At 42.2% G+C, this 26,474-nt stretch carries 26 protein-coding genes; 25 read left to right on the top strand and 1 reads right to left on the bottom strand.

Going from position 1 to position 26,474, the window contains the following annotated elements:
- The first annotated feature begins 14 nt into the window (after window positions 1-14).
- The 22 genes from ACTJKG_RS10245 (at window position 15) to ACTJKG_RS10350 (ending at window position 19,104) form a co-directional block, all read left to right on the top strand.
- Window positions 15-239, top strand: coding sequence for a DUF4287 domain-containing protein (locus ACTJKG_RS10245; protein ID WP_172336546.1), 225 nt, complete (start codon window positions 15-17; stop codon window positions 237-239).
- Window positions 240-1,160: 921 nt separating this feature from the next.
- Window positions 1,161-3,029 (top strand): DNA topoisomerase 3, encoded by a 1,869-nt coding sequence (locus ACTJKG_RS10250; protein WP_440739134.1) that lies wholly within the window; start codon window positions 1,161-1,163, stop codon window positions 3,027-3,029.
- A 132-nt stretch (window positions 3,030-3,161) separates the two neighbouring features.
- Window positions 3,162-4,340 (top strand): alpha/beta hydrolase-fold protein, encoded by a 1,179-nt coding sequence (locus ACTJKG_RS10255; RefSeq protein ID WP_440739135.1) that lies wholly within the window; start codon window positions 3,162-3,164, stop codon window positions 4,338-4,340.
- Window positions 4,341-4,683: 343 nt separating this feature from the next.
- Window positions 4,684-6,015, top strand: a complete 1,332-nt coding sequence (locus tag ACTJKG_RS10260; RefSeq protein WP_440739136.1) for a hypothetical protein — start codon at window positions 4,684-4,686, stop codon at window positions 6,013-6,015.
- Between the two features lie 490 nt (window positions 6,016-6,505).
- A complete protein-coding gene (locus ACTJKG_RS10265) occupies window positions 6,506-7,108 on the top strand; it encodes a phosphatase PAP2 family protein (RefSeq protein WP_172334458.1) in 603 nt (200 codons plus the stop codon).
- Between the two features lie 143 nt (window positions 7,109-7,251).
- Window positions 7,252-7,737: a hypothetical protein gene (locus ACTJKG_RS10270; RefSeq protein WP_172334459.1), complete on the top strand. Its 486-nt coding sequence runs from the start codon at window positions 7,252-7,254 to the stop codon at window positions 7,735-7,737.
- 21 nt (window positions 7,738-7,758) lie between these two features.
- Window positions 7,759-8,424 carry a hypothetical protein gene (locus ACTJKG_RS10275; protein WP_172334460.1) on the top strand — a complete coding sequence of 222 codons (666 nt, stop codon included), beginning with the start codon at window positions 7,759-7,761 and terminating at the stop codon, window positions 8,422-8,424.
- The gene (locus ACTJKG_RS10280; protein ID WP_440739137.1) at window positions 8,405-9,202 is read left to right on the top strand and encodes a sensor histidine kinase; all 798 of its coding nucleotides are present in this window, start codon (window positions 8,405-8,407) and stop codon (window positions 9,200-9,202) included. Before ACTJKG_RS10275 ends, ACTJKG_RS10280 begins: the two co-directional genes overlap by 20 nt.
- Before the next feature lie 170 nt (window positions 9,203-9,372).
- A complete protein-coding gene (locus tag ACTJKG_RS10285; RefSeq protein WP_172334462.1) occupies window positions 9,373-9,537 on the top strand; it encodes a hypothetical protein in 165 nt (54 codons plus the stop codon).
- Window positions 9,537-9,824 (top strand): response regulator, encoded by a 288-nt coding sequence (locus ACTJKG_RS10290; RefSeq protein ID WP_440739334.1) that lies wholly within the window; start codon window positions 9,537-9,539, stop codon window positions 9,822-9,824. The genes ACTJKG_RS10285 and ACTJKG_RS10290 overlap by 1 nt, the downstream gene beginning before the upstream one ends.
- A gap of 137 nt (window positions 9,825-9,961) precedes the next feature.
- A complete protein-coding gene (locus ACTJKG_RS10295; protein WP_172334464.1) occupies window positions 9,962-10,609 on the top strand; it encodes a response regulator transcription factor in 648 nt (215 codons plus the stop codon).
- Between the two features lie 359 nt (window positions 10,610-10,968).
- Window positions 10,969-11,283, top strand: coding sequence for a hypothetical protein (locus tag ACTJKG_RS10300; protein WP_440739138.1), 315 nt, complete (start codon window positions 10,969-10,971; stop codon window positions 11,281-11,283).
- Between the two features lie 69 nt (window positions 11,284-11,352).
- Window positions 11,353-11,904, top strand: coding sequence for a hypothetical protein (locus ACTJKG_RS10305; protein WP_440739139.1), 552 nt, complete (start codon window positions 11,353-11,355; stop codon window positions 11,902-11,904).
- A gap of 7 nt (window positions 11,905-11,911) precedes the next feature.
- Window positions 11,912-12,733 (top strand): hypothetical protein, encoded by an 822-nt coding sequence (locus ACTJKG_RS10310; protein ID WP_440739140.1) that lies wholly within the window; start codon window positions 11,912-11,914, stop codon window positions 12,731-12,733.
- Window positions 12,718-13,137, top strand: coding sequence for a thiol-disulfide oxidoreductase DCC family protein (locus ACTJKG_RS10315; RefSeq protein ID WP_172334468.1), 420 nt, complete (start codon window positions 12,718-12,720; stop codon window positions 13,135-13,137). The genes ACTJKG_RS10310 and ACTJKG_RS10315 overlap by 16 nt, the downstream gene beginning before the upstream one ends.
- Before the next feature lie 48 nt (window positions 13,138-13,185).
- Window positions 13,186-14,010 (top strand): lipase family protein, encoded by an 825-nt coding sequence (locus ACTJKG_RS10320; protein WP_440739141.1) that lies wholly within the window; start codon window positions 13,186-13,188, stop codon window positions 14,008-14,010.
- A gap of 133 nt (window positions 14,011-14,143) precedes the next feature.
- Window positions 14,144-14,998 carry a lipase family protein gene (locus tag ACTJKG_RS10325; RefSeq protein WP_440739142.1) on the top strand — a complete coding sequence of 285 codons (855 nt, stop codon included), beginning with the start codon at window positions 14,144-14,146 and terminating at the stop codon, window positions 14,996-14,998.
- Between the two features lie 39 nt (window positions 14,999-15,037).
- Window positions 15,038-15,886: a lipase family protein gene (locus tag ACTJKG_RS10330; protein WP_440739143.1), complete on the top strand. Its 849-nt coding sequence runs from the start codon at window positions 15,038-15,040 to the stop codon at window positions 15,884-15,886.
- 144 nt (window positions 15,887-16,030) lie between these two features.
- On the top strand, window positions 16,031-16,285 hold the full coding sequence (locus ACTJKG_RS10335) for a hypothetical protein (RefSeq protein ID WP_440739144.1): 255 nt from the start codon (window positions 16,031-16,033) through the stop codon (window positions 16,283-16,285).
- A 200-nt stretch (window positions 16,286-16,485) separates the two neighbouring features.
- A complete protein-coding gene (locus ACTJKG_RS10340; protein ID WP_172334473.1) occupies window positions 16,486-17,304 on the top strand; it encodes a helix-turn-helix domain-containing protein in 819 nt (272 codons plus the stop codon).
- Between the two features lie 513 nt (window positions 17,305-17,817).
- A complete protein-coding gene (locus ACTJKG_RS10345; protein WP_172334474.1) occupies window positions 17,818-18,198 on the top strand; it encodes a YybH family protein in 381 nt (126 codons plus the stop codon).
- Window positions 18,199-18,330: 132 nt separating this feature from the next.
- Window positions 18,331-19,104 carry an isocitrate lyase/PEP mutase family protein gene (locus ACTJKG_RS10350; RefSeq protein WP_172334475.1) on the top strand — a complete coding sequence of 258 codons (774 nt, stop codon included), beginning with the start codon at window positions 18,331-18,333 and terminating at the stop codon, window positions 19,102-19,104.
- A gap of 320 nt (window positions 19,105-19,424) precedes the next feature.
- Here ACTJKG_RS10350 and ACTJKG_RS10355 read toward each other — a convergent pair whose 3' ends face one another.
- The gene (locus ACTJKG_RS10355) at window positions 19,425-20,021 is read right to left on the bottom strand and encodes an RNA polymerase sigma factor (RefSeq protein WP_371742435.1); all 597 of its coding nucleotides are present in this window, start codon (window positions 20,019-20,021) and stop codon (window positions 19,425-19,427) included.
- Window positions 20,022-20,249: 228 nt separating this feature from the next.
- On the opposite strand from ACTJKG_RS10355, the gene ACTJKG_RS10360 reads away from it, so the two are divergent.
- The 3 genes from ACTJKG_RS10360 (at window position 20,250) to ACTJKG_RS10370 (ending at window position 26,473) form a co-directional block, all read left to right on the top strand.
- Window positions 20,250-21,254, top strand: coding sequence for a FecR family protein (locus tag ACTJKG_RS10360; protein ID WP_440739145.1), 1,005 nt, complete (start codon window positions 20,250-20,252; stop codon window positions 21,252-21,254).
- Between the two features lie 289 nt (window positions 21,255-21,543).
- Complete coding sequence (locus tag ACTJKG_RS10365) at window positions 21,544-24,792, top strand: SusC/RagA family TonB-linked outer membrane protein (RefSeq protein ID WP_440739146.1); 3,249 nt, start codon at window positions 21,544-21,546, stop codon at window positions 24,790-24,792.
- Window positions 24,793-24,802: 10 nt separating this feature from the next.
- Entirely contained in the window at window positions 24,803-26,473 is a 1,671-nt protein-coding gene (locus ACTJKG_RS10370; protein ID WP_440739147.1) for a RagB/SusD family nutrient uptake outer membrane protein, read from the top strand.
- The last annotated feature ends 1 nt before the right edge of the window (window position 26,474 follow it).

Consider the following 26,474-nt stretch of genomic DNA (forward strand, 5'->3'; position numbering starts at 1 on the left):
AAAGCTATAACAACATGTCATTTCAAGGATACCTGACCACCATCAAAGCCAAGACCGGCAAAGATGCCGCGGATTTCAGAAAACTGGCCGAAGAAAAAGGCTTTACCAAAAACGGCGAGCTCAAAGCCAAAGCCGGCGATATTACCAACTGGCTTAAAGCTGATTTTGAGCTGGGCCACGGTCATGCCATGGCCATCTACGCATTGCTCAAAGGCATCAAGAACGAGAGCAGCCAATAAAACGGCGACCAACATATACATCCTGCCACCATGCCCGTTTTTTCACGGGCATTTTTGTTGCTGAAAAACTTTTTAAACCTTAAATTTTAACACTTTTCTGGCCAAAAACGCGGTAAAAACGGGTCAAAATTCACTCAAAAACATCGATTTTAACACTTTTTAACAAATTTCAACGCGATTTTGAGCTGTTTTAAAAACTTTAAAAAGTATTAATTTATTGGCTTTCAAATAAACACATACAGATCGATTTTTGGGCCTAATTTCCCTTAATCAAGCAGCCCGGTTTTCTCTTCTTTTTGGGAAGAAAGAACCGGGCTGAGTATAGGTATAAAGATACCGAAAATTGGGGAGAATAAAAAATCAACTCTAAGGTCATGCCGAATTTATTTCGGCATCCCATAAGCCTGAGGGATCCTGAAACAAGTTCAGGATGACGGATTTAATTATTGAATTAGTGAGTTAGTGAATTATTGAATTGGGTTTTAATTAAACAAGTCTCCTTTTTCTTCCCAGTCAGCAGATAAGCTTCGGGCGAAAGCGGGCAGAACAATGCTGGGTGATGCGGCTGTAAGGGCATTGCGAACCTTACCTGAAGCGCGGGATAATGAGCGAACGTAGTGGAGGTAAGGTTTAGCAGCCCGCGGTTCTGTCCGGTTTGCGCGGCAAAGGTTATGAGCGCAAAGAAGCATTTCTGCTGAAGCGTTTTTGGTTACTTTTGTCGCGACAAAAGTGACTGGCTCTCCCGCAGCCAAGAGCGGGTATACGCCATGTCCTTAAGCTCTACAAATCGGGGATTGCCACGCTATCGCTCGCAATGACGTAATATAGAGATTAAGCTCCCATTTTTCCACATTCATTGTACCAACCGCCCCATTTATCTAACTTTCACCCCTCAAATTAATTTTGAGCGCCATCCTGTACATGAAAGTTATCATTGCCGAAAAACCATCCGTAGCCCGCGAAATTGCCAAAGTATTTGGCGCTACCACCAAAAAGGATGGGTATATGGAAGGCAAGGGTTATACCTTTACCTGGGCTTTTGGTCACCTTTTGCAGCTGGCCCCCCCGCAGGAGTACGGCTTTTACGGCTGGAGCGTTCAAAACCTGCCTATGCTGCCGCCCAAGTTTAAGCTCAGCATCCGCAAAGTTAAAACCAAGGATGGCATTGTTGATGATCCATCGGTAAAAAAACAATTAGATACCATCAAGGCCCTGTTTGACGAAGCTACCGAGATCATCGTAGCAACGGATGCCGGGCGCGAAGGTGAGCTCATCTTCCGCTACATTTATTATTACCTCAAATGCAAGAAGCCTTTTAAAAGGCTCTGGATCTCATCGCAAACAGATGAAGCGATTAAAGAGGGTTTCCGCAACCTGAAACCTGGCTCTGATTATGATACCCTGTTCAATTCGGCACATTGCCGCTCGCAGTCGGATTGGCTGGTGGGCATGAACGCCACGCAGGCGCTCAGTATTTCGGCCGGTACAAGGGCCGTGCTTTCGCTGGGCAGGGTGCAAACGCCTACACTGGCCATGATCTGCTCGCGATACCTCGAAAACAAGAACTTTGTGCCGCAACTGTATTACCAGGTGAGCATCCAGGTAGATAAGGACGGCCAGATCTTCAGGGCCATATCTACCGAAAGCTTTAAAACCACCGAAGAGGCCCAGGCCGTGGTGGATAAGGTGGAGGATGTGCCCTCGGGTTTCCCTAATGGTGGGCACATTGTAAGTGTGGAGGCCAAACCCCGCAAGGAACCACCGCCGCTGCTGCACGATTTGAGCAGCCTGCAGCAGGAAGCCAATAAACGCAAAGGTTTTACGGCCGATCAAACGCTTGGTCTGCTGCAAACGCTATATGAGGGCAAGCTGGTTACCTATCCGCGTACCGGCAGCCGCTATATTGGCGATGATGTATTTGCCACCGTACCGGCATTGATCGAAAAATTTAACGAACACCCCGAGTTTGGCAAACAGGCTGCTTTTTTGGCTACCGTAAAACTCAACAAACGCAGCGTGAACGCCAAAAAGGTAACGGATCACCACGCTATACTGCCTACCGGCGAAAAGCCATACCAACTCTCGGGCGATCTGCAGGCCATTTACGACCTGGTGGCCGCACGTATGCTGGAGGCCTTTCACCAGGAATGTATCAAGGAGATCACCAAGATCACCGTACAGTCGGGCTCGTTGTTTACCGCCAGCGGCACGGTGATCAGCTCGGCAGGCTGGCGATCAGTGCTGAACGACCCTGACGAGGAAAAGAAGGACGAAGAAAACGCGAGTCTGCCCAAAGTACAACAGGACGAGCGCCTGCCTATCCCCGAAAAAGCATTATTGGAGAAACAAACCAAGCCCAAACCACTGTACAACGAAGCATCGCTGTTAAAAGCGCTGGAAACCGCGGGTAAGGAAATTGAGGACGAAGAGCTGCGCTACGCCATGAAGGATAGCGGCCTGGGTACACCTGCCACCCGTGCATCCATCATCGAAACCCTCATCAAACGCGATTACATCACCCGCGAAAAAAAGAACCTGGTTCCTACAACAACCGGGCTCAGCGTATACAACGTAGTTAAAGATCAAAAAATAGCCCAGGCCGAACTGACCGGCAACTGGGAAAAACGGTTGGAAGAGATCCGCTCCGGTGCTTCTGTTGATGATTTTCAACAGGAGATCAAAACCTATACCCGCAACATTACCCAGGAACTGCTGCAAGCCGGCAAAAGCCTGATGGCGGCTCGCAAAGAAGTCGCCCCGACCCAGCCTGCTCCAAGGGAGAATGCATAAGAAAACCTGAGCTCCTCTATGCAGTCGCTCGGCTCCAGCCGAGTGACTGCGGATAACGTGATGTTTTTACTTTTTATGATCGACAAACAATTACCCCTAATTTTTATTTTCTTTGTTTAAAGTATATTAATAATGATACCCTGTTATAAACCCATCCGCATCACATTTATCCTGTTTCTGCTATTGATCTGTAGTAAAAACCTATTTGCCCAAATAGACAGTGTTACGGTGAATAACGACAAAACAGTGGTATTAACCTCCAAAGCATTAGGCGAGAAACGGGGCATCTGGATACACTTGCCTGCCGATTATAACACTACCTCAACTACCTACCCTGTGTTATATCTGCTTGATGGCGACAGTCATTTTAAATACGTTTCGGAGGCGGTTGAATTTCTGTCGGATTACGACCGTAACCGGATGCCGCAAATGATTGTAGTGGCTATTTTAAATGTGGATCGCACCCGCGATTTTACGCCCATTCATTCCCTGCTTTTTGATGGCAAAGTAGATACTACAAGGATGGGCAAAACAGGCGGTGGACCTAAATTTCTGCAATTCATCAAGAACGAGCTGGTGCCTTATATCGACAAAAATTATCGTACCGAGCCTTATCGTATCCTTTCGGCACACTCTTTAGGCGGCATATTTGCCCTCTATGCCAAGGAGGCCGCTCCCGATCTTTTTCAGGCCAATATTTTGATCAGTCCGGCAATTTACGGTGGCAATACAAAAATTCTGACCGATTTTGCTCCGTTCCTGCAAAGTCACCAGCAGTTGAAGGGAAAAACCTTTATTACCATCGGGAACGAGGACAGGCAAAAGGTAGATTCGCTGATGCTGGTATTAAAAACCACCGCCCCAGCCTCCTTTACCTGGAAATTTGAGCAGTACCCTGAAGAAAACCATTTTTCGGTTACCTATAAAAGCGTTTATGATGGACTGCGCTTCATTTATAAAAACTGGTTTATTGACTATTACAGCAATGTTAAAATGTCCATGGCAGATATAAATAGCCATTTCGGCAGGTTATCCGACGAGTTTGGCTATACGATGAGCCCGAGCGAAGGTTTCCTGAACAGCTGCGGTTACCAGCAATTGAATTTAAAAAACATAGAAGAAGCCATTGACATATTTAAGGAAAATACACAAAGGCACCCCACATCTTTCAATACCTATGATAGCCTGGGCGAAGCTTATATGAAACATGGTGATAAAGCCCTGGCTATCAAAAACTACAAAAAATCGATCGAACTGAACCCTAACAACACTGGCGGAAAAGAGATGTTAAAGCAGCTGGAGGGTAAATAGTTGATGAAACGACAGCTATCTTAAAAAGGGTGTCATACTGATGTTTTTCAAGTTCCCTCCCCACGGGAGGGGTGCGGTTGGTTGTGCAGTGGCAGGGAGGGGTTTATGCGAGCGACAGATTTACGACACGACGAAACCCCTTCCTCCCCTTCCCGAGGGAAGGAATCGCACACGCCCCGACTTTTAAAATAAAGCAAAATCTTCGCACTCGTTCAGCTATTTTTCAGTTGCCAATTGCCCGGGTAAGTCGCTTTATCTTGTGTTAGTATGTTACCAATTGGGTATTCCCCCTAATTTTGAGTTTCTTTGTTCAAAGCAAATGCAGGCTATTCAGTAATTAAAAATGGAAGCAACCAAACCAATTGCCGTTAATGGCCTGTTCAAAAACAAAAGTTGGGGAAGCATTACCTTTTTTATCATCGTTATCCTTTTGCTTTTGCCCAATCTTTTTACACCCTTAAGATTAAATACCGATGGCATCCGGTACCTGAAAATCATAGAATATCTTACTGGCAACCTCGGCCCCAACAGTGATGCCGCTCATGATTTTTTCCCGCATGGATACCCTCTATTCTTATTAGCACTTAGCAGGCTGCATCTGTTAAGCCCGCTATCCATCACTTTGATCAATATGGTATCGATGCTGCTGGCGTCATACCTGTTGGCCATACTTCTGAAAATAGAAAATCGCCTGGTTTTTATGGCACTAACCATGCTCTCGGCCATCAATGTAAAACAATTTACGCTACCTATAGCGGATGAACTTTTTACCCTGCTGTTTTTAGCCAGTATTTACCTGTGGACAAGCGTTTTTAAAAAACACTGGTTGTACATTATTCCCGCATTAGCCGCAACCCTGGTTAGTTTATATGTGCGCACAGCAGGCATAGCATTGGTTATAGGAATATTACTATACCTGGTTTATTTAAATAAGGGCATATTATTCGGACAAAAAAAATTACTGTGGATATGGTTGTGCAGCGTTATTATTGTCCTGGCTGCTTTTGTATCTCAACTTCCGCTGATTGAAAAAAGAGTGGCTTATATCCGTCAGCTAAACCTGGGCATGATGGCTCATCACCCGGCATCCATATTTGACCGCCTGGCCATACATTTTAAAGAGCTTGGCGAAATCATGACCAACATACCATACAGTAAGCTATCAACGGTAATAAATCCTGCCGCGAGCAACTATTTATTGATAGCGACAGGTTTGCTGATGTGTTTTATCCTTTACAAAGTAGTTGTAAACCGCCAATTAGTGAATACTCCTGCATTTTGGGTATTTACGGTTTACCTGTTGATGATTTTTCTTTGGCCCTTTTATGACGCGCGTTTTTTTACACCGTTAGTCCCCATACTCATTTACTCGGTATTTTGTTACTTCGGCAGCATGCTTAAACCGGTATATATCAAATATGGTTATGCCTGCATTTTTGTGTTGTTCGGATTTTTGAGCCTTGTCTATTCCGCTGCCTTATCATTAAGTAATACGTTTTTTTTAAAACATTATGGCTCCGATGCATCATTAACAGATAAATACAGGATACATTTTAGCAAGCAGCAAAAAAACACACCCAACCCGCCACATTATAGTATCGATACAGATGAGGTTCTGTTTTTGTTAGAAAAATATGATGGCAAACCCTTGCTACCGAAGATTGATGGCAATTAAATGCGGTGTTATCAATTAAATGATTAAAAACCGTCGTCTTAAAACCGGATATATAATGGTCTTAGCAAAAATGCCGGCGTTAACCAACCATGTGGATGGTTTAAAAAATGAATAAAATTGAACAAATGGCATTTTTTGCCATTTGATTTCTACTAAATCGTTATAGTTGGTAATTTTTTTATCAAAAAGATAATTACCGCCTATTGTACTATAAATTTTTTTTATATACTTGCGCCATCTATAAGGTAAGCATCCTGCTTACTTATTGTGATAAGGTTTAGGTTGAAAGTCCCCGGCGGCGAGCGCTTTGGGGACTTTCGTTTTAAACAGTGTTTCAAAAATATTGCATACATACTTTACGGGTATTATCTCAGTGTTAAGTTTTAACTTATCTTGATAAATATTAACACCGGGGCCTAATAATGCCTTAAACTCCCTACATTTGAAATAAGTATCCTATATTTATGGTAATACTAAACCTGCTATACCTATGACGCTGGTCTTAAAAACGTATCTTTTTTATTTCCTTTTATTATTCAGTTTATTATTTAGTATCTCATCACGGGCGCAATCGGGCCTTCAGCAACTGGACGATCGGATCATGATCGATCTGCAAGATCACCGCACACCAGAGCAAACCGGTGTATTCATGTTCCTGTCGCGCACACATTTATATGGTGATATTGGCGTTCCTGTAGGCTTGCTGGCGGCAGGTGTGATCAGCAATGATAAACAAATGCGGCAAAACTCTTTATATGTGGCCAGCAGTACGGCATTATCGGCCGGGCTCACGTATTTGATCAAACACATTGTTAAGAGGCCGCGCCCTTTTATACAAAATATTAATATTGTGCCGGTTTACCGGGCGGGCAGTACCTCTTTTCCCTCGGGGCATACGTCCAGCAGTTTTGCTACTGCTACTGCCCTTTCCAGGGCTTATCCAAAGTGGTATGTGATTGCGCCCGCATTTTTGTGGGCGGGCTCGGTAAGTTATTCGCGTATGTACCTCGGAGTACATTACCCTACCGATGTTGCAGCAGGAGCCGCTTTGGGCGTGGGATCGACTTTTATGTTGCAATCGTTAAAAAAATAACACCCAGTTACAAGAAATTTAACCATAAAGCAACAACACCATTGCCAACTACGTAGAAATACGGTATAAAAAATTCAGGTACTTATACGCTTACCCACTTCAATGCCATCCTATAAATTTGTTATATAAAACTAAACACTACTATGGACGAGATTCAAACTCTAAAATTTTTCTGGTTAAAATACGAGACCAGCGCCATCCGGAATATGATAGCTAACTCCCCCGGTATTGATAATTTTGTGTTCTCTTATTTTTTTTCCAGCACTACCGATGATAGTAAACCACTGCAGTTGATCGCATACGGACATATGTCGCCGGCCAATCAATACAGCAGCTATTATGATACATTGGAAGATTATAACAACAACGCTTTAGAGTTGAGCGGTCCGCTTGTTATGAGTAATAACGTAATATCACTTGCTGCTATGCTATTGCTTATCGATACCACTGACCCCGATGGCGATAAACCAGATTACCTGGTATTTATACCGGATGTTAACGATAGCCATCATGTTTATTATGATGTTGACCGTTATAAGAGAACCGGCTCAGGTGATATCGTATTGCCTGGTAACCCGGTAACCGATCCGATCAACACGAATCCGTCTCCACCCGCAACCTTTAACTAAACTACCTGACCATATTCCCGAATGTTTAAAGTATTTCAGATCGTTATTGACTGGTCAGAAGTTTGGGCGCTCTTAATACCTATATCCTTATTACTATTTAGAAAACAGCCGGCTTTACTTAAGCCGGTTGTTTTTTACGTTTGTATAGCGCTTTTTATTAACCTGGCCATCGACTTAACCTGGAAGATCCGGACCATTTTACCTGCCAAATACAATTCCAATAACTATCTGTACAATCTGCATTCCATTATACGTTTCTTTTTATTCAGCACATTTTTTATACGGCTAAAACAACCCTTTTTAACAACTATAAAAAAAATTATTCCGTTTTGTTTCCTGGCCTTTGTGATCATCAATTTTTGTTTTTACGAAAACTTTTTTGATTACTGGAAACTAAGCAGCCGCCTGCTATCGGTTGAGGCCATTTTGCTTTTGTTTTACACCTTACAATACTATTTATTTAAGATAAATGACAGTCCGGAGGTTAACATTTTTAATTCCGACTTCTGGATAGTTACCGGTTTAGGCATTTATGTTACTATTAATTTCTTTATATTTCTTTTATACAACGAGTTAACCATACGTATGGAGCATTTTGCCATTAGCTTATGGAATGCGCATAACATTTCGTACGTAATTTTTAACTTGTTTATAGCCAAAGGTTTTTATGAATCAAGGGAGCACTGATATTCGATTGTTACTGGTAGTGGGGATTGCCGCCATGTTGATGCTTTTTATAAGCCTGTTACTCATTTTTATATTTACGCAACGTAAAAAACTACAGTTTCAAAATGAGCTGCAGGCTATGCAAAACGCGCAGAAAAACCAGCTGATAGAAGCGGCTGTAAGAAGCGAAGAAATTGAACGCCACCGCATTGCCGAAGAACTGCATGACGAGGTAGGTGCCATACTCGGGGCATCAAGCCTCCATTTTAACAGTGTCAGGATAGAAGACCCCGACGAAAGCAATCAAGGCATTTATCAAAAAGGCAAAGATCTGCTTGACGAGGGCATCAACAAAATCAGGGGCTTGTCGCACAGTCTGCATTCCAACATATTGCAGGAGTTTGGTTTAAATGAGGCCCTGAGCCACTTTTGCGGTAAAATATCTCATGAATCTGTTGTTGAGATCAGCGTAACCCTCGATCCCAGTTACCCAACCCAGGTAGGGCAAAATGACATCAGCATTTACCGCATAGTACAGGAGCTTATCAACAATATAAATAAACACGCCAAAGCCACAAAAATATTTGTGCGCTCTATTTATTTAAATAAAACGTTGATGATTACCTTAACACATAACGGGAAGGGGCTTACACAATCGCATTTTGAGGAACTTCGGTTTAAAAAAGATGGTCTGGGCTTAAAAAATATACAAAACCGGATAATTCTGCTCAAAGCCGATCTTAAGTTTTCCCATCATGCCGGAGGGTATGCTATCGATATTTCCGTACCGGTCGACTAGAATAAACCTTTAGTTAATCAGATTAGTCTTTTTTTTAATCATTGCAAAAAAAAGTATTCAGACTATTCATTTTTTTAATTAAAAGCGCAAATACAGCGTTTACAGCCGTTAATAACATTCCATGCTTTTTTTTCGTAAAAGTTTAATTATTTTTACGGCATACCCCTATTATGATGCCCAAAATAAAAATAGCCATAGCTGATGATTATACTATATTCAGAGATGGGCTAAAAGTAGGATTTGATCAGGATGAAAATCTGGAGGTTGTACTTGAAGCAGAGAATGGCGAAGAGCTGCTGGAGCAAATAAACTTATACAACCAGATGTTATTTTGATGGATCTGAAAATGCCCATTATGGGTGGAATAGAAGCCACCAGGTATATACGCAAAAAATATAAGCACATTAAAATATTAATAGTAACCATGTATGATGAGGCCAGGTTTATTATACACCTGATGGAAAACGGAGCCAATGGCTACCTGCTTAAAAATGCCGAATCAAAAGAGATACGCAGGGCCATTTATCTGGTTCATGAGGATGGATATTATTTTAATGATATTGTAAGCAAAGCGTTGTTAAAAAAATTGACATCATTATCCCGGTCAATTCATTTAAACTAGCTGATTATTATTAAAATAACATTTTTTAACCTTATTAAACATACCTGATATAATACCGGCATACAGCTCTCGGAATATTTTTTTTACTATTTTTTACAGAAAATTAATTATTTTTAAGGCCTTCAACCTAAACAATAATGCAAAAAATAAAAGTAGCTATAGCCGATGATTATGCCATATTCAGAGATGGGTTAAAAGTAGGCCTTAACCGGGATAAAAACCTGGAAGTAGTACTTGAAGCAGATAATGGCGAAGAATTATTACAACAGATTGAACTTATACAACCTGATGTTATTTTAATGGACCTGAAGATGCCCATTATGGATGGCATGGAAGCTACCCGGCACATTCGCAAAAAATATGATAACATTAAAATTCTGATCGTAACCATGTACGATGAGGCCAAGTTTATCATCCACCTGATGGAAAACGGCGCCAACGGCTACCTGCTCAAAAATGCCGACCCCAAGGAGATCCGCAAGGCTATCTACTCTGTTCATGAAGATGGTTATTACTTTAACGATATTGTTAACAAGGCCTTATTAAAAAAGCTGGTGATCAAAGGCAATGTTAAACCATCATTTAACCAGGACATTGAATTTTCTGAACGCGAACTGGATGTTTTGAAAATGATATGTAACGAAAAAACGGCTACAGAAATAGGTACAGAGCTATTTTTAAGCCCGCGCTCTGTTGAAGGCATCAGGCAACGCATTATTGAAAAGGTTGGTGTGCGTAACACGGCCGGCCTGGTGATGTTTGCCGTTAAAAATGGTGTGATATAACACCTTCTGTTATTCCAATAATTTTCATCACAAAATACATTTAGGCGGTTATGCTCCTGTAACCGCTTTAATTTACCTGCGTTTTTGCCGCATTTTCCGAAGTATTAATCTAGTAATCCTATAGTTTTTAAAGTTTAATCCTATCCAAAACAGGCTATTTCAGGCTAAAAAAGACAACTATCTGCAAAACAGGCCATTGCTTACAACTTATAATACTACGTGAAAATACCCGATATCACGAATAAGTATTTCTACTGTGGCAAAACGCGCCGCCGCTCCCGTACTTTATGTTGTGCAATGAAGCTTCAAAGAAGGCACAAAAATTAAATTATTTACATCTAATCAAAAAAAACAACAAAATGGCAAAGTTAAGTTTAACCCAGGCAGAATTAGCTGCCCTTGACGCATTAATCGCTGAATTAAAAGGCGAAAACAAAACAGTAGAAGCAGAAGTTGGTTCAGCTGCATTTATCGCTGCTATAGCCAGAACAGCTGTTGCAGCTACTAAAGTAGCTGTTAAAGCAACTCCGGTTGTTGCTGATGTTGCCCAGGTAGCTACAGCTATTATTGGCGCTAATGCAGCTAACGACGAAGTTAGCAAATCACTGGATGCTCATGCAAAAGAAGGTTTATCATTAGATAAGCTAATTGAGCTTCGTAAAAAATTCAACTAATTAAAACCTATAAAGGAGAGCATCGGCCAATGCTCTCCTTTCTTTTTTAATCATTAAATAAATAACATTATGATGGCAAAATTAGATGCAGCTGTTATCTATGAAACCATAGTAACAGTTTTCCTGGCCTTTTGGTTTTTGATAACCATCGTTTGCCAGTTTAGAGATAGCGTATTATCAAACTTTTTTAAACATAAGGTAGATATATTCGGTTTGATCCCCTTATGGACATTTTTTGCCCCGCATCCTGGTAAAAGGGATTATCACCTGCTGTATCGTGATAAAATTACCGAAGATAGCTATAGTGAATGGCACGAGATCGACATCACCGAAGAACGCAGCTTTTGGTCGTGGTTATGGAACCCCGAAAAGCGCGACAAAAAAATATTATCAGATGTAGTGCAAAGCCTGGTAACCATGATACCGCTTTACCGCAAAGAAGAGCTGGGCCTTAACCTGCTCATGTTTTCGATGCCCTATATCATTGTATTACACGCTGTAAGTCAGCGTCAAAAAGAGTCAAATGAAGTTTCCCGTCAGTTTATGCTGGCCGAAACATCGGGCTACCAAAAAGAAACAGATCCCGCCCTGGTATTACTATCCGTTTTTCACCAAATATAAAACTGCCATGATATCATTTAACAATACCACACAGCTTATACTCCTTATCCTGAGCGTTGGCGTATTCATATCGGCCCTGGAGTATATTAAAAAAATTCAGGTGTTTTCATCAAATGGTTTGCTCTCGTGGAACGTGATGCAGCTCAGATGGACACAACAAGAGCAAAAACCAATATTAAAACCGCTTTCCAAATTATTTAACGAACGCGGACTGGCAACCTTATTTATTATCCGTTGCCTGCTCCTCATCTCCCTTTTATTTTACCCGCTGCAATCAACCATGGGTTGGGTACTACTAAGCTTGTTGGGGTTAAGCTTGCTGATGAGTTCGCTGATCACCTATTACGGCAGCGACGGATCTGACCAGATGACCATTCTAATTGTTATTACTCTGGTTGCATGCAATTTGCCGGGCCTCGGTACACCCAAACTTGCCGAAATTGGCTTGTGGTTTATCGGCCTGCAAGCCTGCCTGTCATACACCGTAGCGGGTATTGCCAAACTGGTATCGGCCGAGTGGCGCGCCGGAACAGCCGTTAAGGACGTATTTTCGACAAAAACCTATGGCTCCAAGAAAGCTACCCTATTTCTTCAAAAGTATCCGGCGGCTAATGGCTTTCTGTGCGGGAACGTGATGATCATGGAAACCTTATTTCCGCTGTGCTTGTTTTTACCCTGGCAGTATGCGATGATCTTCCTGATATGGGGTTTTACATTCCATTTCCTTACCGCGCTTATTATGGGTCTTAATTCCTTTTTCTGGGCATTTATGGCTACTTATCCGGCGCTTTACTTTATTAATCATCAAATGCCATGGCACCTGTTTTAGATAACCGTAAGGATATCATTCTGTTTGATGGGGTGTGCAATTTCTGCAACAGCTATATCAACTATGTAATAGCCCATGATAAGGCCGACAGGTTTGCATTTGCCCCCTTACAGAGCTATACGGCGGTACGCATGGCGGCCAGGTTTGGGATTGATTTCCAGGAATTGAACAGCGTTGTGGTGATCCATGGCGATGAGGTTTATACCGAAGCCGCCGCCGTGATCCATATTATTAAAAAACTGAGTAGCATTTGGCTGCCGCTGGCCTACCTGGCCCAACTGGTACCCACATCCATCGGCAACCGGATCTACCGGTCATTCGCGCAGAAACGGTACAATTTGTTTGGGCAGTCGGCAACCTGTATGGTGCCTACTGCACAGGTAAAACATAAATTTTTAAGCTAGATACACCTATTATTTAAATCATCAACCACCATTAAAATTCATTTAAGTATGAAAGATCAAAACGCCAGTGTGCAATCAGATGCATATGAGTATGCATGGAAATTTTTAAAAGTAGCAATTGAATTTCATAAAGATCCTAAAAACGCAGATATATTGAGTCCTACACAGAATCAATATACAAACTTCCCGGCAGGGTATAAATTAGTAGCAAACATCGTGATGAACGATACTATATATGCCAATTTACCCATTCCAGCTTATTATGGTTTTATAGCTGCTGAAACTGCTAACAGTAAGAACATTGTTGTTGCTATCCGTGGAACTCAAACCAATCTGGAATGGGACATCGATGCCAAAACCGCGCTTGTAGATTTGCAACCTGAAAACCCAAAGGCAGGCAAAGTAGAAAAGGGCTTTTTAAAACTATACAACAGTCTCCAACTTTGGGCTCCGGGAACGAATGTTGAGACTAATCTGGGGAACCTAGGATACAATAATATAACCATGATTGGCCACAGCTTGGGATCGGGCATAGTAACTTTATATGGCGCGCACCTGGCTGCAGTTAAAAAAAGCAATGTAATTATTCATACCCTGGCTTCGCCACACGTCGGCAATAAGGATTTTGTTGATTATTACAGCTCTGTTGTCAAAGACAGCAACAGTCATCGCTTTTACAACATACTGGATAAAGTTCCTAACCAGCCTCAAGATAAAGATCAAAATTATAAGCACGTTCCGGGAGGCTATCCGCTTAAGCCTGATTTCCATGTAAACAATACCGACAAATGCAACCATTCGTTTGATACCTATTTGTATCTGCTGGAGGGCAATTCTAAAACAGCCATATTGGATCTGGAATGTCGTGCTTAATAAGATCTACATAAATTAAAAACAACACATGATAAGCTGACAGATCTGCTTTGCACGCGGTGGCAAATTATACCACCACGCGCATGGCAGAACTGCACAATAAGAAAATCACTTCTATCAAAAAAATTAAACCATGAAAAATCAAAACCTTAGCGCTACCATACCACCAAGCGCGCTCCAGTATGGCTTTTTTGTAAAAGCAGCCATTGACGTTTATACCCTTTATCCAACGGTACTAAGCCCTACCCAGGATCAATACCCAAGCTTTCCGAGTGGGTACACCTTATTAGCCAACATCCAGATGAACGATTTTTTCGGGACCGATAAAACCACCGTTTATTTTGGTTTTATAGCCGTTGATAATGCCAACCCAACAAGCATCGTTGTTGCCATCCGCGGAACAAAAAGCATCATGGAATGGTGGGATGATTTCCAGGTTTTACCAACACCCTGCCCATTTGCACCCAACTCGGGTAAAGTAGAAAGTGGCTTTTTAGAGCTTTATAGCAGCCTCCAGGTTTCTACTCCGGGAAGTACAGGCAACACCATTGCCCTGAGGGAAACCGTACTTACAGGCCTAAATAGCGAATTTGACCTGGGTAAATACAAACAGGTAACCATGGTTGGTCATAGCCTGGGATCGAGCCTGGCAACTTTATATGGTGTAGACATGGCTGCCAAAAACCCAGACAAGGCAGTATCCATTTACACCTTCGCCTCGCCATGTGTTGGTGATCAGGATTTTGTTAATTATTACAATACCATCATTCACGAAAGCTACCGAATTTACAACGAACCGGATATCGTTCCTAAATCGTTGTTATTACTGGGCTATAGCCACGTTCCAGTAGGTATCGAGGTAAACTCTCTGCTATTTCCATGGATAAAACAAACCATAGGCTGCTTCCATTCATTGGGCACCTATTTATTCCTGGTGGGTGGCCAGGCAAGCCTTGTAGGTGCTCCATGCACAGTTACTGCACCATAACAACTACATTAATAATGTAACAGCACAAAAATTTCAACCATGAAAAATCAAAAATTTGGCGTTATGCCCCCATCCGCTTTGGATTATGGGTATTTTGTAAAGGCCGCTTATGACGTTTACAATGCTTTGCCTGATGTATTGAGCCCTACCCAGGATCAGTATCCTGAATTCCCGAGCGGCTATCGTTTGCTTTTCAACATCCAGATGAGCAATTTCTTCGGACCTGTCTTAAAGCCGGTTTATTTTGGATTTGCCGCTATCAACCTGTCAAACCCCTCCAGCATTGTTATTGCCATACGCGGTACTATAGGCTGGATGGAATGGTGGGACAACCTGCATGCCTATCCGGTGCCATGCCCGTTTGCACCTAACTCAGGTAATGTTGTAGCAGGCTTTTTAGATCTGTATAACAGTTTGCAGATCCTGATACCCGGGGCCTCGTCATCTGAAAAAGCCATCGCCTTGAGCGAAACCGTGGTTCCGGGTTTGAAAAGCGTATTTAACCTGGACAATTATACCCAGGTAACCGTAGCCGGACACAGCCTTGGAGCAAGCCTGGCAACTTTATATGGGTTACATATGGCAGCTGCTAATAACAAACGGTCGGTTGCTATTTATACCTACGCGTCGCCATGTACCGGCAATGCCGATTTTGTAAAATATTACAATACCGTTATTTCTGAAAGCTACCGTATTTATAACGAGCCCGACGTGGTGCCTAAAATTTTGCTATGGCTGGGATATAGTGCCGTACCTGTAGGTTTCGAGCTCAATTCTTTGCTCGATCCGAACGTAAAACAATCTATAGGGTGCTACCATTACCTCACCACTTATCTATACCTGTTAGGCGCGCCGGCCAATATTCTGGGTACCTGCGCAACAACCTAAGCCCTTAATTTATCTATATATAATACCTACCCGTGAAAAGCAAAAGCCCGTAAATGGAAACATTTATGGGCTTTGTTATTAACACACAATTCATGATGGCTTAAACCTGAGTTTGCAGTGTAATGCTATTATTAGATCAAAAAGATGCGTATCTCCTTCCCCAAAAAAATGTTCCAGCATTTTTATACCTGTCCGCTTGATCTGTTGGAAGAAGAACTATCCCGTTCATCTATCCGGATGAAGTTGCAGGAAGGCCCTAAAACCGACCAGGACCGCGCACTGTATCAAAACGAGCTTGACCGCCTGAGCGTGCTGAAATACATCAACCAGTTACGTAAAGGCAAGCTAAGCCGTGAAGACTTTGGCCAGAAGGTGGAATTGGCTGATAACCCAGCGTAAAAGATTCCAAAATTTCCAAACACTTCCGTTTTATACAATTCCGTCGGTTTTATTCTTCATTTATTTGTATTGCTTATTTAAAAGTTAACTGAATGTAATAAGACATGTATTTAACAGTCAAACAGTTATTTTGCTTAACTTTATAATAGATTGTTTGGGACAGATAAATCATCCTTCGGGATATATTGCATAAACAATAGATGATATTTAAAGAATTTGCACCGGCCGAGCGGCTTAAGCCATATATTAAATGCTTGTATTTTTACGAGTCGGATTCGGCTGTGAACTATGACGATATCGTATTCCCAAGCGGTAATACTGAAATAATTTTTAACCTGGGGCAAGGCCATTGGCAGGCCAAAAAGGATGGCGCTTTTTATACCACCCCTCCTATTGAGCTCTGGGGACAGATCACCAAACCATTATCCATCAAATCAATTGGCCAAAATACCATGATGGGTGTACGCTTCTATCCCCACTCGGCCGCTTATTTTTTTAATGAAAGCGTTGCCGAATTTAACAACGAGGTTGTTGATGCCACCGACCTGATGGGAGCCTCCTTAAAAACCCTTTATGCCCGCCTGCTCGACCTTAACGATCTGGACAAAAGATTAGCTCTAATAGAAGAGTATTTATGGAGCAGATTGGTTCTGTTTGAAAAAAAGCACAGCAAGATCAACTTCATTGGCCAAATTGTGCATAGTTTATATAAAGGCAATTCCGGCAACGAAAAAATAGAGGATATCTCCTATCGTAACAATATATCGGCACGTTACCTCAATATGTTGTTTTCGCAATACACCGGGCTGCCGCCTAAATTATTCTGCAAAATAAACCGCTTTCAGCACAGCCTGAACCTGGTGAATAACAACGGACAAAACCTAACCAATATAGCCTATGAGTCGGGGTATTTTGACCAGTCGCACTTTATAAGGGAATTTAAATCGTTCACGGGTATAACACCCAATTCTTTTGCCGCGCAGGCATCGCCTATTAACCAGGTACTGGCTGGTAATTAATATTCATTTGCTATTTGATAGTCGGGCTTCCCATCCACAAGAAAGGTATGGTAAACTCGTGCAATGACAGAATTAAGTTTAAAAGCATGGGATATGCGCGATTCTCTCCATTTGGAAAGAGTAGAGCGGGGTTTTATACAGGCTATCTGACGAATATCTATTCCGTTCCCACTGCATGACGTCATTATTTAGGAATACTCCGTAGGAGTAAAAGCTTTGTAGCAAACAAATAATAAGCATTTAACATGCCGTAGGTATGCAACCTGAGTATAGTACCTACGGCACTGAGTGTGAATTGGCTTTTTCCTACAAAGCTTTAACCCCGATAGGGTTTGCAAAATCGCTTGCTTAATAACATTATCCCTTTCCAGTGAAGGAACGGCACAATCAATATCTTTCAATTTAATGGTTTCTGAAGTTCATTCTAAAAAGCATTCATTGCCGATTTGTACAATTTCCGGGGCTCAGCACCTCATAATTTTGTATCAAACAACAATTAAAAAATCAACAAAAATGAAATTAGCAAAAAACCCAGAAGAAGTGCACGCTACATTGGCGAACGCTTTTAACACCGGAGATGTAAACACTGTATTAAGTATGTATGATGTTAGCGGCATTATTGTACCTGAACCAGGCAAACCTGTTTCGGGAAAACAAAACTTTGAAGAAGCCATCAAAGGCATATTATCCATTAAAGGTACAATGGATATCAAAACCGTTTACTGCATCCAAACCGGCGATACGGCTTTGGGCCGCTCTGAATGGAGCATTACCGATAATGGCGAGGTTAAAATAAGCGCCAAAGGAATTGAAGTAATGAAACAACAAGCTGACGGCAGCTGGAAAATTTTATTCGACCATGCCTTCGGCGCCGAAACTGATCTTGTAGCCTGATATCAGCAGCAATTACAAAAAAGGCCGGCAAATTTGCCGGCCTTTTTTGTTTTAATGATAGCACTTCCGATTTGTACAATTTCCGGATAGCCAGCTACCCTAAATTTGTATCAACAACAATAAAATAAGATCATGAAAAATAAATTTGAAGCCTTTGTAGCCCTTCATCAGCAAGCAGAACCGCTATTAATAGGCAACGCCTGGAATGTACAAAGTGCCAGGGTATTTGAGCAAAAAAATTTTAAAGCGATAGCCACATCCAGTTTATCTGTAGCAGAAACTTTGGGTTATGAGGACGGGCAGGATATGCCTTTTGAGGATTACCTGTTTGTAGCGAAACATATCGCGGCATCGGTATCACTACCTTTCTCTGTCGACCTGGAAGGCGGTTATGGTGATACTCCGGAGCAGATAGCCGGTAATATCATTCAGTTATACAATTCGGGTGTATCGGGTATCAATATCGAGGACTCGGTGGTGGTTAAGGGACAAAGAAGTATTGAGAAAGCGGAAATCTTTGCCGAAAAACTCAGGCAGATATGCGCGCTGTTACATGCCGAAAACATAAAGATGTTTATCAATGTCCGGTCCGATTCATTTCTGCTCGGTTTGTCCAATGCTTTAGAAGATGCGCTAAACCGGATAAGCCAATATCAAAATACGGGCGTGCATGGTTTATTTTTCCCCTGCGTAAGCCAGGTATCCGACATGCAAAAGCTTACCCAAAGCTCAAAGCTGCCCATTAATGTGATGTGCGTGCCGGGTCTGCCCAATTTTAAGCAGTTACAAAGCGCCGGTGTAAAAAGGATAAGCATAGGGCCATTTTTGAACAAAGCGATATATCAAAAAATGGGCACTGGCATTGATCAAATGGTTGAGGAAGGTAGTTTTGACAGCCTTTTTTAACCAATGCTTAAAAGCTGGTAAGTCCCGCCAAACCCTCCCCAAGGGAGAGTAATAGCCCATCATTGGCGGTTATTCTCAAACGGGTGTTATACTGATCTCCGTCGAAGCATGGTGGGCAGGCCTTTGTGCTCTACCCTTCGACGGAGCAGGGTGACAGCCCCCTTTTGGGGTTATTTTGTTAAAAAAGTGGGTTTACATGGTTTACACTTTTCATGGTTAACATTGATTTATACAATTGATTATCAACTAAATATGAAAAAAATACAATCAATTTGTGTAAACCCACTTTTTTACTCATTTAAGTACCCCTCGCGTACTGTTTAATTCATATAGTATATGGATAAGCACAATAGCATAAAATACCCCACATCTGATTGTGCAAACTGGCCTTTCAGATTTTTGAGCGCGGCAACCAAATGGTTTTTTACCGTGTTCCTGGATATCTGCAGGCGCTCAGCTATCTGCTCATAGGAAAGCCCCTCTTCCCTGCTCAGCCTAAAAACTAATTGTTGCTGTGGAGGTAAATTATTCAACGCCGATGCTGCAAATTCCTGTAAACTATTTAGTGTGATCTGCTCTTCGGCTTCATTATGCAATTCGGTTATAGATGCCCACAAACGTTCCAGGCCCTCTTTTGACGCGGCTGTTTTTTTGATAGAGTTAAGCGTTAACCGGCGACCAATGGTAAACAGGTAAGGGCCTATAGGATACTCTTCTTTTAACTTTTCGCGGTTTATCCAAAGACTTAAAAACGATTCCTGCACCATCTCTTCACTTTGCTCTTTACTTTTTAAAAACCGGTAAGTAAAATTATAAAGCCGTTTACCATATATGTTGTACAATTCGCGAAAAGCTGCCTGATCTGAGTTTTTCAGACGGCTTACATAGTTCGCGGCAGGGGTCTCCAATAGCTTCACAAAATCGGGTTGATGGGTCTACGATAAATCAAATCTAAAAAATATTAGCAATAAACTATATATAATAAAAACGGCTTTTTAAGCTAATGTAAAACGTTTTTTCTTTATGCCATGAATTTAGGGATACCTGCAATAAATAAAAAAATATTTTTTTGAAATCGCACTAGTCCTTAAGCAATCTCTGGTTGTATTACGCCATATATTACCCCTCTGATATTAGCTAATACTATGAATAATAAAAGCATCAATAACCTGCTTAAACAATACCTCAATAACACCATCACTAAAGATGACCTGGAGCAGCTGATGCATTACATTTCTCAGGCATCAACAGATGATGACCTTTCGCGATCAATGAAAGAACAATGGGAATTGGACGAAAACAGTTACCCGTTTGATGATCTGCAAAATGAACTTCTCTATCAAAAAATAGTGGCCGATCCCCGGTTTAGCGGTGATGGGTCTACTACTCCTAAGCCTGTTTTTCCATTCAGGCGGTTTATTTCCATAGCCGCCGGTTTATTACTTTTTTTAGGGATAGGCTTTGCTGGCTACCGTTATTTAAAGCCCGCCGCTCACCCACAAGAGATAGCTTACGAAGAGAAAATAGTCCCCTTCGGTCAAAAGATACAGATACAACTGGCTGACGGTACCGTTGTTTGGATCAACTCGGGCAGCAAACTAAGATTCCCAGCAAAATTTACCGGGGAAAAAAGAGAACTGTACCTGGACGGCGAAGCTTATTTTGATGTAGCGCATGACCCATCAAGGCCTTTTATTATTCATACGGGCAAAGTGGCCACGCAGGTATTGGGCACCGCCTTTGATATTAAAGCTTACGGATCAAATGAATTTGATGTAACAGTAGCACGCGGCAAAGTAAGCGTAGGGCTTATAGATCAGCAATTAGGCGTATTAACCGCCCAGGAGGGTTTAAGTTATAACAGCATCAGTAAACTATCAAAAAAATACCCGGTAACGCTCTCTAAATTAAGATGGATGTTCGGCGATCTCATTTTTGATAATATGAAGATGAGCGATGCCGTGGAAACCCTGCAGAGATGGTATGATGTTAAAATAACATTGACCGATCCGCAGATCCGCTCGCGCCGGTTTAGCGCCTCGTTTTTAAAACACGAACATATAGGCCAGGTGTTAGACGTGCTGAGCGCAATAGCGCATTTTACCTATAAGCAGCAAGGGAAAAACTTTATTATCCAAAAACAACAATAATCCAATAATTAACCATACCCCATTAACCTAAATAGCAGAAAAGCATGAAAAAAACCTAACTCCCACCAAGCCGCCGCTTACCAATGGCGCACTTTTATAAAAAAACCGCTGTGGCGCCAACCACAACGGCTTTTAGTTGATAGCAGAGCTGATATCTCTGCTTATCTGATTGAGTTTAAACAAGTTTGTGAACCGCTTAAATCAAAGTAAAATTATGAAATTTTTACTGTTAAAATTTTTTTCTCCTCCCCAAAGGGATTCTTTATCAATCTCAATTTTCCTAAATGTCATGAGGTATACCACCGTAACCTTAACTGTTTTGACTATTTGCTGCAGCACATTGCTGGCCAGTGAAATAAAAGGGCAAACTATAAGGGATATTAATGTTAACCTGGGTGTTAACAATAACAACCTGGAATACGCGATAAAGCAAATTGAAAAGCAAACAGATTTTCGGTTTGCCTTTAAGCGTAGTGAAATGAAAGATTATAAGCACATCGTACTATCTAAGGCAACCCGCACGGTAGAAGAAACGCTTTTGTTATTACTTAGCCGTACCGACTTGATGTACAAGCAATGGAATAACTACATCTTATTGGTACCTAAACCGGCACCGGTCAGCAAACTACCAGGAGCCAAGGCTCCGGTAGTGGCCGATGATATTACGGTAAGAGGAAAGGTAACCGATAAGACAACCGGCGAACCACTTATCGGTGTATCTATCCGGGTAAAAGGCGGTACTCTGGGCGTGGTGACGGATGCCAGTGGTTCTTATAGTATTTTAGTACCTGATAATGGTATACTGGTAGCCTCCTATATTGGTTATCAAACTGCAGAAGTTCCTGTTAATAAAGGCCGTCTGCTCAACATATCGCTACAACCCGCAGCCAATAACCTCAATGAGATCGTAGTAGTAGGTTATGGCTCGCAAAAGAAAGGCGAGATCACATCGGCCACAGCCCATACCGATACAGCCGATTTCAGGCAGAGCGGTTCGCGCAACGCGCTTGATCTGATACAAGGTAAAGTTGCAGGCTTACAAATTACCCGTACAGGCGGCTCAAACCCTAACTCAGGTGTGGCCATACAATTGCGGGGTGTGGTAACCGTAACCGGCGATTCGGGTCCGCTGATTGTAATTGATGGTATACCAGGCGGTAACCTTGATCTTTTACAACAGGACGATATTGAATCAATAGACGTATTGAAAGACGGATCTGGTGCCGCCATTTATGGTACAAGCGCCAATGCAGGTGTAATTTTGGTAACTACCAAAAAAGGAAAAGCAGGTCCGCCACAATATGCTTATTCCAACTACTTCAGAAGGGAGTACCTGTCTAAGCGCCCAGATTTTTTAACCGCGGCCGAATTTAGGGATAAGATCAATTCGAAACAGCTTGATGCTACCGATTATGGTCATACCTCCGATTTTTTTAACGACCTGGTACATAAAAATAACCTGTCGCAAAATCACAACTTTTCGTTGATGGGCGGAACCGACAAGACCAGCTATCGTGCCAGTCTCAATTATCGTAACCTGGAGGGCTTTGCCAAACAAAATGATCGCAGGGAATACACCCTTCGTTTAAATGTTAACCAAAAAGGCCTTAAAGACCGTTTAACTACACAAATAAACCTGGTTACCAACTTTAACAATGCCAATTTATTGGGCGGCGGCGGTTGGGAAGATCAGTTGAGCAAAAACCCTACACTATCTAACTATAATCCCGACGGCAGCTTTTATTTTGAAAACACCAGTACCAACCAGCTTGCCCGTTTAATGCAGGAAACCAATAAGCGTAAACAGCAAACTACCGCTGCCGACGCCAAAATGGATCTGCAGATTATTGATGGCTTAAAAGCTTCAATTTTTGGTTCGGTACAACGCGACAGCTATATTGATGGCGCCTACCGCGATCTGAAAAGTGAGTTTTCCATTGAGAATGATGTTTATAAAAATGGAGGTTATGCATCAAGGGCAACTGCTTTAAACCAGAACTTTGCAGTTGAGCCTACCATTCAGTATAACCGTACGTTTGCGCATGACCAAACCCTTACCGCCATATTTGGTTATAGTTACCGCTATAATGTTAGCGAAGGTCTTAACGCCAATAACTATGGTTTTGTAAACGACATTTTTGAAGAAAACAACCTCGGCGCCGGTAACCAACTATCTGCCGGTAAAGCAGGCATGGGCAGCTATAAGAACGATAATAAACTGATTGCCTTTTTTGGCAGGGTAAACTATTCGTTTCAAGATAAATACCTGGCTCAATTTATATTACGTAAAGAAGGCTCATCCAGATTTGGCGCCAACCACAAATGGGGTTATTTCCCGGCTGCTTCTGCCGGTTGGGCGGTTACGCGGGAGGATTTCATGAAGAATGTAAACTTCGTTAATTACCTTAAACTAAGGGTTGGTTATGGTATTACCGGTAACTCGGGCTTTAGTAATTATGCCTCACTGGTTACGCTTGGTACAGGTGGTATCTATCGCTTCCCCGATGGTGAATATCGCCAAACCTATGGCCCAGACCGTAACCCTAACCCCGATTTGCGTTATGAGAAAAAGAAAGAGCTGAACATCGGTGCCGACTTTACTATTTTTAACAACCGTATTACCGGTGCTATAGATGTGTACAACCGTAAAACACAGGATCTGCTGGATACCTATGTAACACCACAGCCTCCGTTCATCCGTTCAAGTATCTATGCCAACGTGGGTACCATATCGGCCAAGGGTATTGAGTTATCATTAAGTTTTGCTGCCATCAAAAACAAAAACTTTAAATGGAACATGGACTTAGCCGCCAGCACTACCAAAAATACGCTGGATTCCTATTCTAATTCTATTTACAAACAGGAGTATAAAACCTTTGGCGACATAGGTGGCTTTGGAGCTCTGGGTGATGCTATCCGTACATACGAAGGAGGTAAGCTTGGCGAATTCTGGGGTAAACGCTTCGCCGGCTTTGATGCTGATGGTAAATGGCTGTTTTACAAACGCGACGGCTCAAAAGTACATAACGACCAGATCAATAACTCCTTTGATCGTAACGTTACGGATTATGCGCCTATTGGTAATGCCATACCCAAATATTACGCATCATGGACCAATACTTTTAATTACAAAGGCTTTGACCTGAGGGTGTTTTTAAGGGGCAAGTTTGACTACGACATCCTGAATACTACCGCTATATCCTACGGTAACAAGGTAAGCAAAAGCAACCTGTTAAGAACTGCCTTTACCAAGTATTCCCAAATCAATGATACCTATATGTACTCTGATTACTACCTGGAAAGCGGATCATTTGTAAAGCTTGACGAGGTAACGTTTGGTTATACTTTTAAGTTAAAAACCAATTACATACGTAATCTGCGTGTTTATGTATCCGGGCAAAACCTGGCTACCATGACCAAATACACCGGTAACGACCCAGATTTTATTGCTGATACCGGCTTAGGCCCAGGTATTGACGGCCGTGGCCCGTACCCAAGCACCCGTACTTTTTTACTTGGATTAAATGTTGGTTTCTAATCTGTATAACATGAAAAAATTAAATTATCTGATAAAATACAGTTTGCTGATAACTGTATTGATATGCGGGAATGCTTGTACGAAGCTTGATGAAAAAGCTTATGACACCCTGCTCACAAACAACTTTTATAATAATAAGAACGAAGTTCTTTCGGCTGTTTTGCGGCCATACACCCATGCCAATGCCTGGGTTACCCCATCGGGCCAGGATGGCTGGTGGCGCCCCAGCGAACTCTCGGCCGATCAGCTTGCCTGGCCAACTAAAGGCCGCCACGGCGAAGATGGCGGTAAGTGGAAAAGGCTGCACTACCATACCTGGACCAATGACGAAGGTGGAATAAACAACGCCTGGTCATTAATGTACTGGGGCATGGGCCTGTGTAATGACCCAATCGAGAACATTACTAAATTAGACCTGAACCGATTGGGCATCACTCAAGCAGAAAAAGATGCTTATATAGCCGAACTAAAACTGCTCCGTGCTTTTCACTACTTAAAACTGATGGACCTGTTTGGCAACATACCTATTGTAACCCAGGTAGGTATACCTGCAAAACCCCCAACCGCAGCGCGCAAAGATGTTTTTGCCTTTGTTGAAAAAGAGATCAAAGACAATATTGATAAAGCACCCAAACTTTCGCGCGATATGCTTGGCCGGATGACACAGGCCGGTGGATATGCCATGCTGGTAGAATTATACCTCAATGCCGAAAAATGGTCGGGCACACCCAGATGGGACGATTGTATAGCTGCCGCTAATAAATTGATCAATGGCGAAGCCGGCGGTCAGAATGGCGCCATGGCCCTTGACCCAAATATCAATGATCAATTTAAACCTACAAATGATCAGTCGAAAGAGGTTATTTTTTCTATCACGTATGAATTCCAGAAGGCTAATTTCCAACCCTCGTGGACAGGTGAGTTTTATCACTTCCAGCAGCAATTCATCTACGGTGGCAGCCGTAACGGTAACGACGGTGTTGTTTTAATACCTGGTGTATATACCACATTTGATGATAAGGACCTCCGGAAAAAAGGATGGTTGCTACAAGGCCCAATGCTCCGTTTTGACAACAATCAACCGGTAATAGCAACGGGTGGTAATGAGTATGATGGTCAGCCCCTTGTATTTGTAGATAATATACGTAAAAACAAAGTTGCCGCGCAAAACGGCACCGATCCTAACGCTTTACCATCTACCATGAGCGAAGGTGAAGAAAACAGTGGTGTACGGTTCAATAAATATAAACTGGGTAACCAGGTAGCCGGTTTTGGTGGTATAGCGCCAGATCCTAACTATAACAACACCGACTGGAACATTTACCGCTTAACCTGGATATACTTTGCCAAAGCCGAAGCTATTATGCGTAAAAATGGCGGTGCAGCCACAGCCGAAGCCGTGCAATTGATCAATGATTGTAAAAAACGGGCTTATAACCCTGCCGACTGGGCAGCCGTTGCTTACACACCCACTACTTTAACGCTTAACGAGCTACTGGCAGAAAGAGGCAGGGAGTTTATTTTTGAAGGTTTCCGCAGGGATGACCTGATCCGCTTTGGTAAGTTTATCACTGCAAGCTGGTGGGATCATCAGCCCAGCAATTCCAACAAAGAGTTGTTCCCTATACCACAACAACAAAGAGCGCTTAATTCGGCGCTGACACAAAACCCGGGTTATTAAT

The sequence above is a fragment of the Mucilaginibacter sp. 22184 genome, assembly GCF_052045695.1.
GTDB lineage: Bacteria > Bacteroidota > Bacteroidia > Sphingobacteriales > Sphingobacteriaceae > Mucilaginibacter.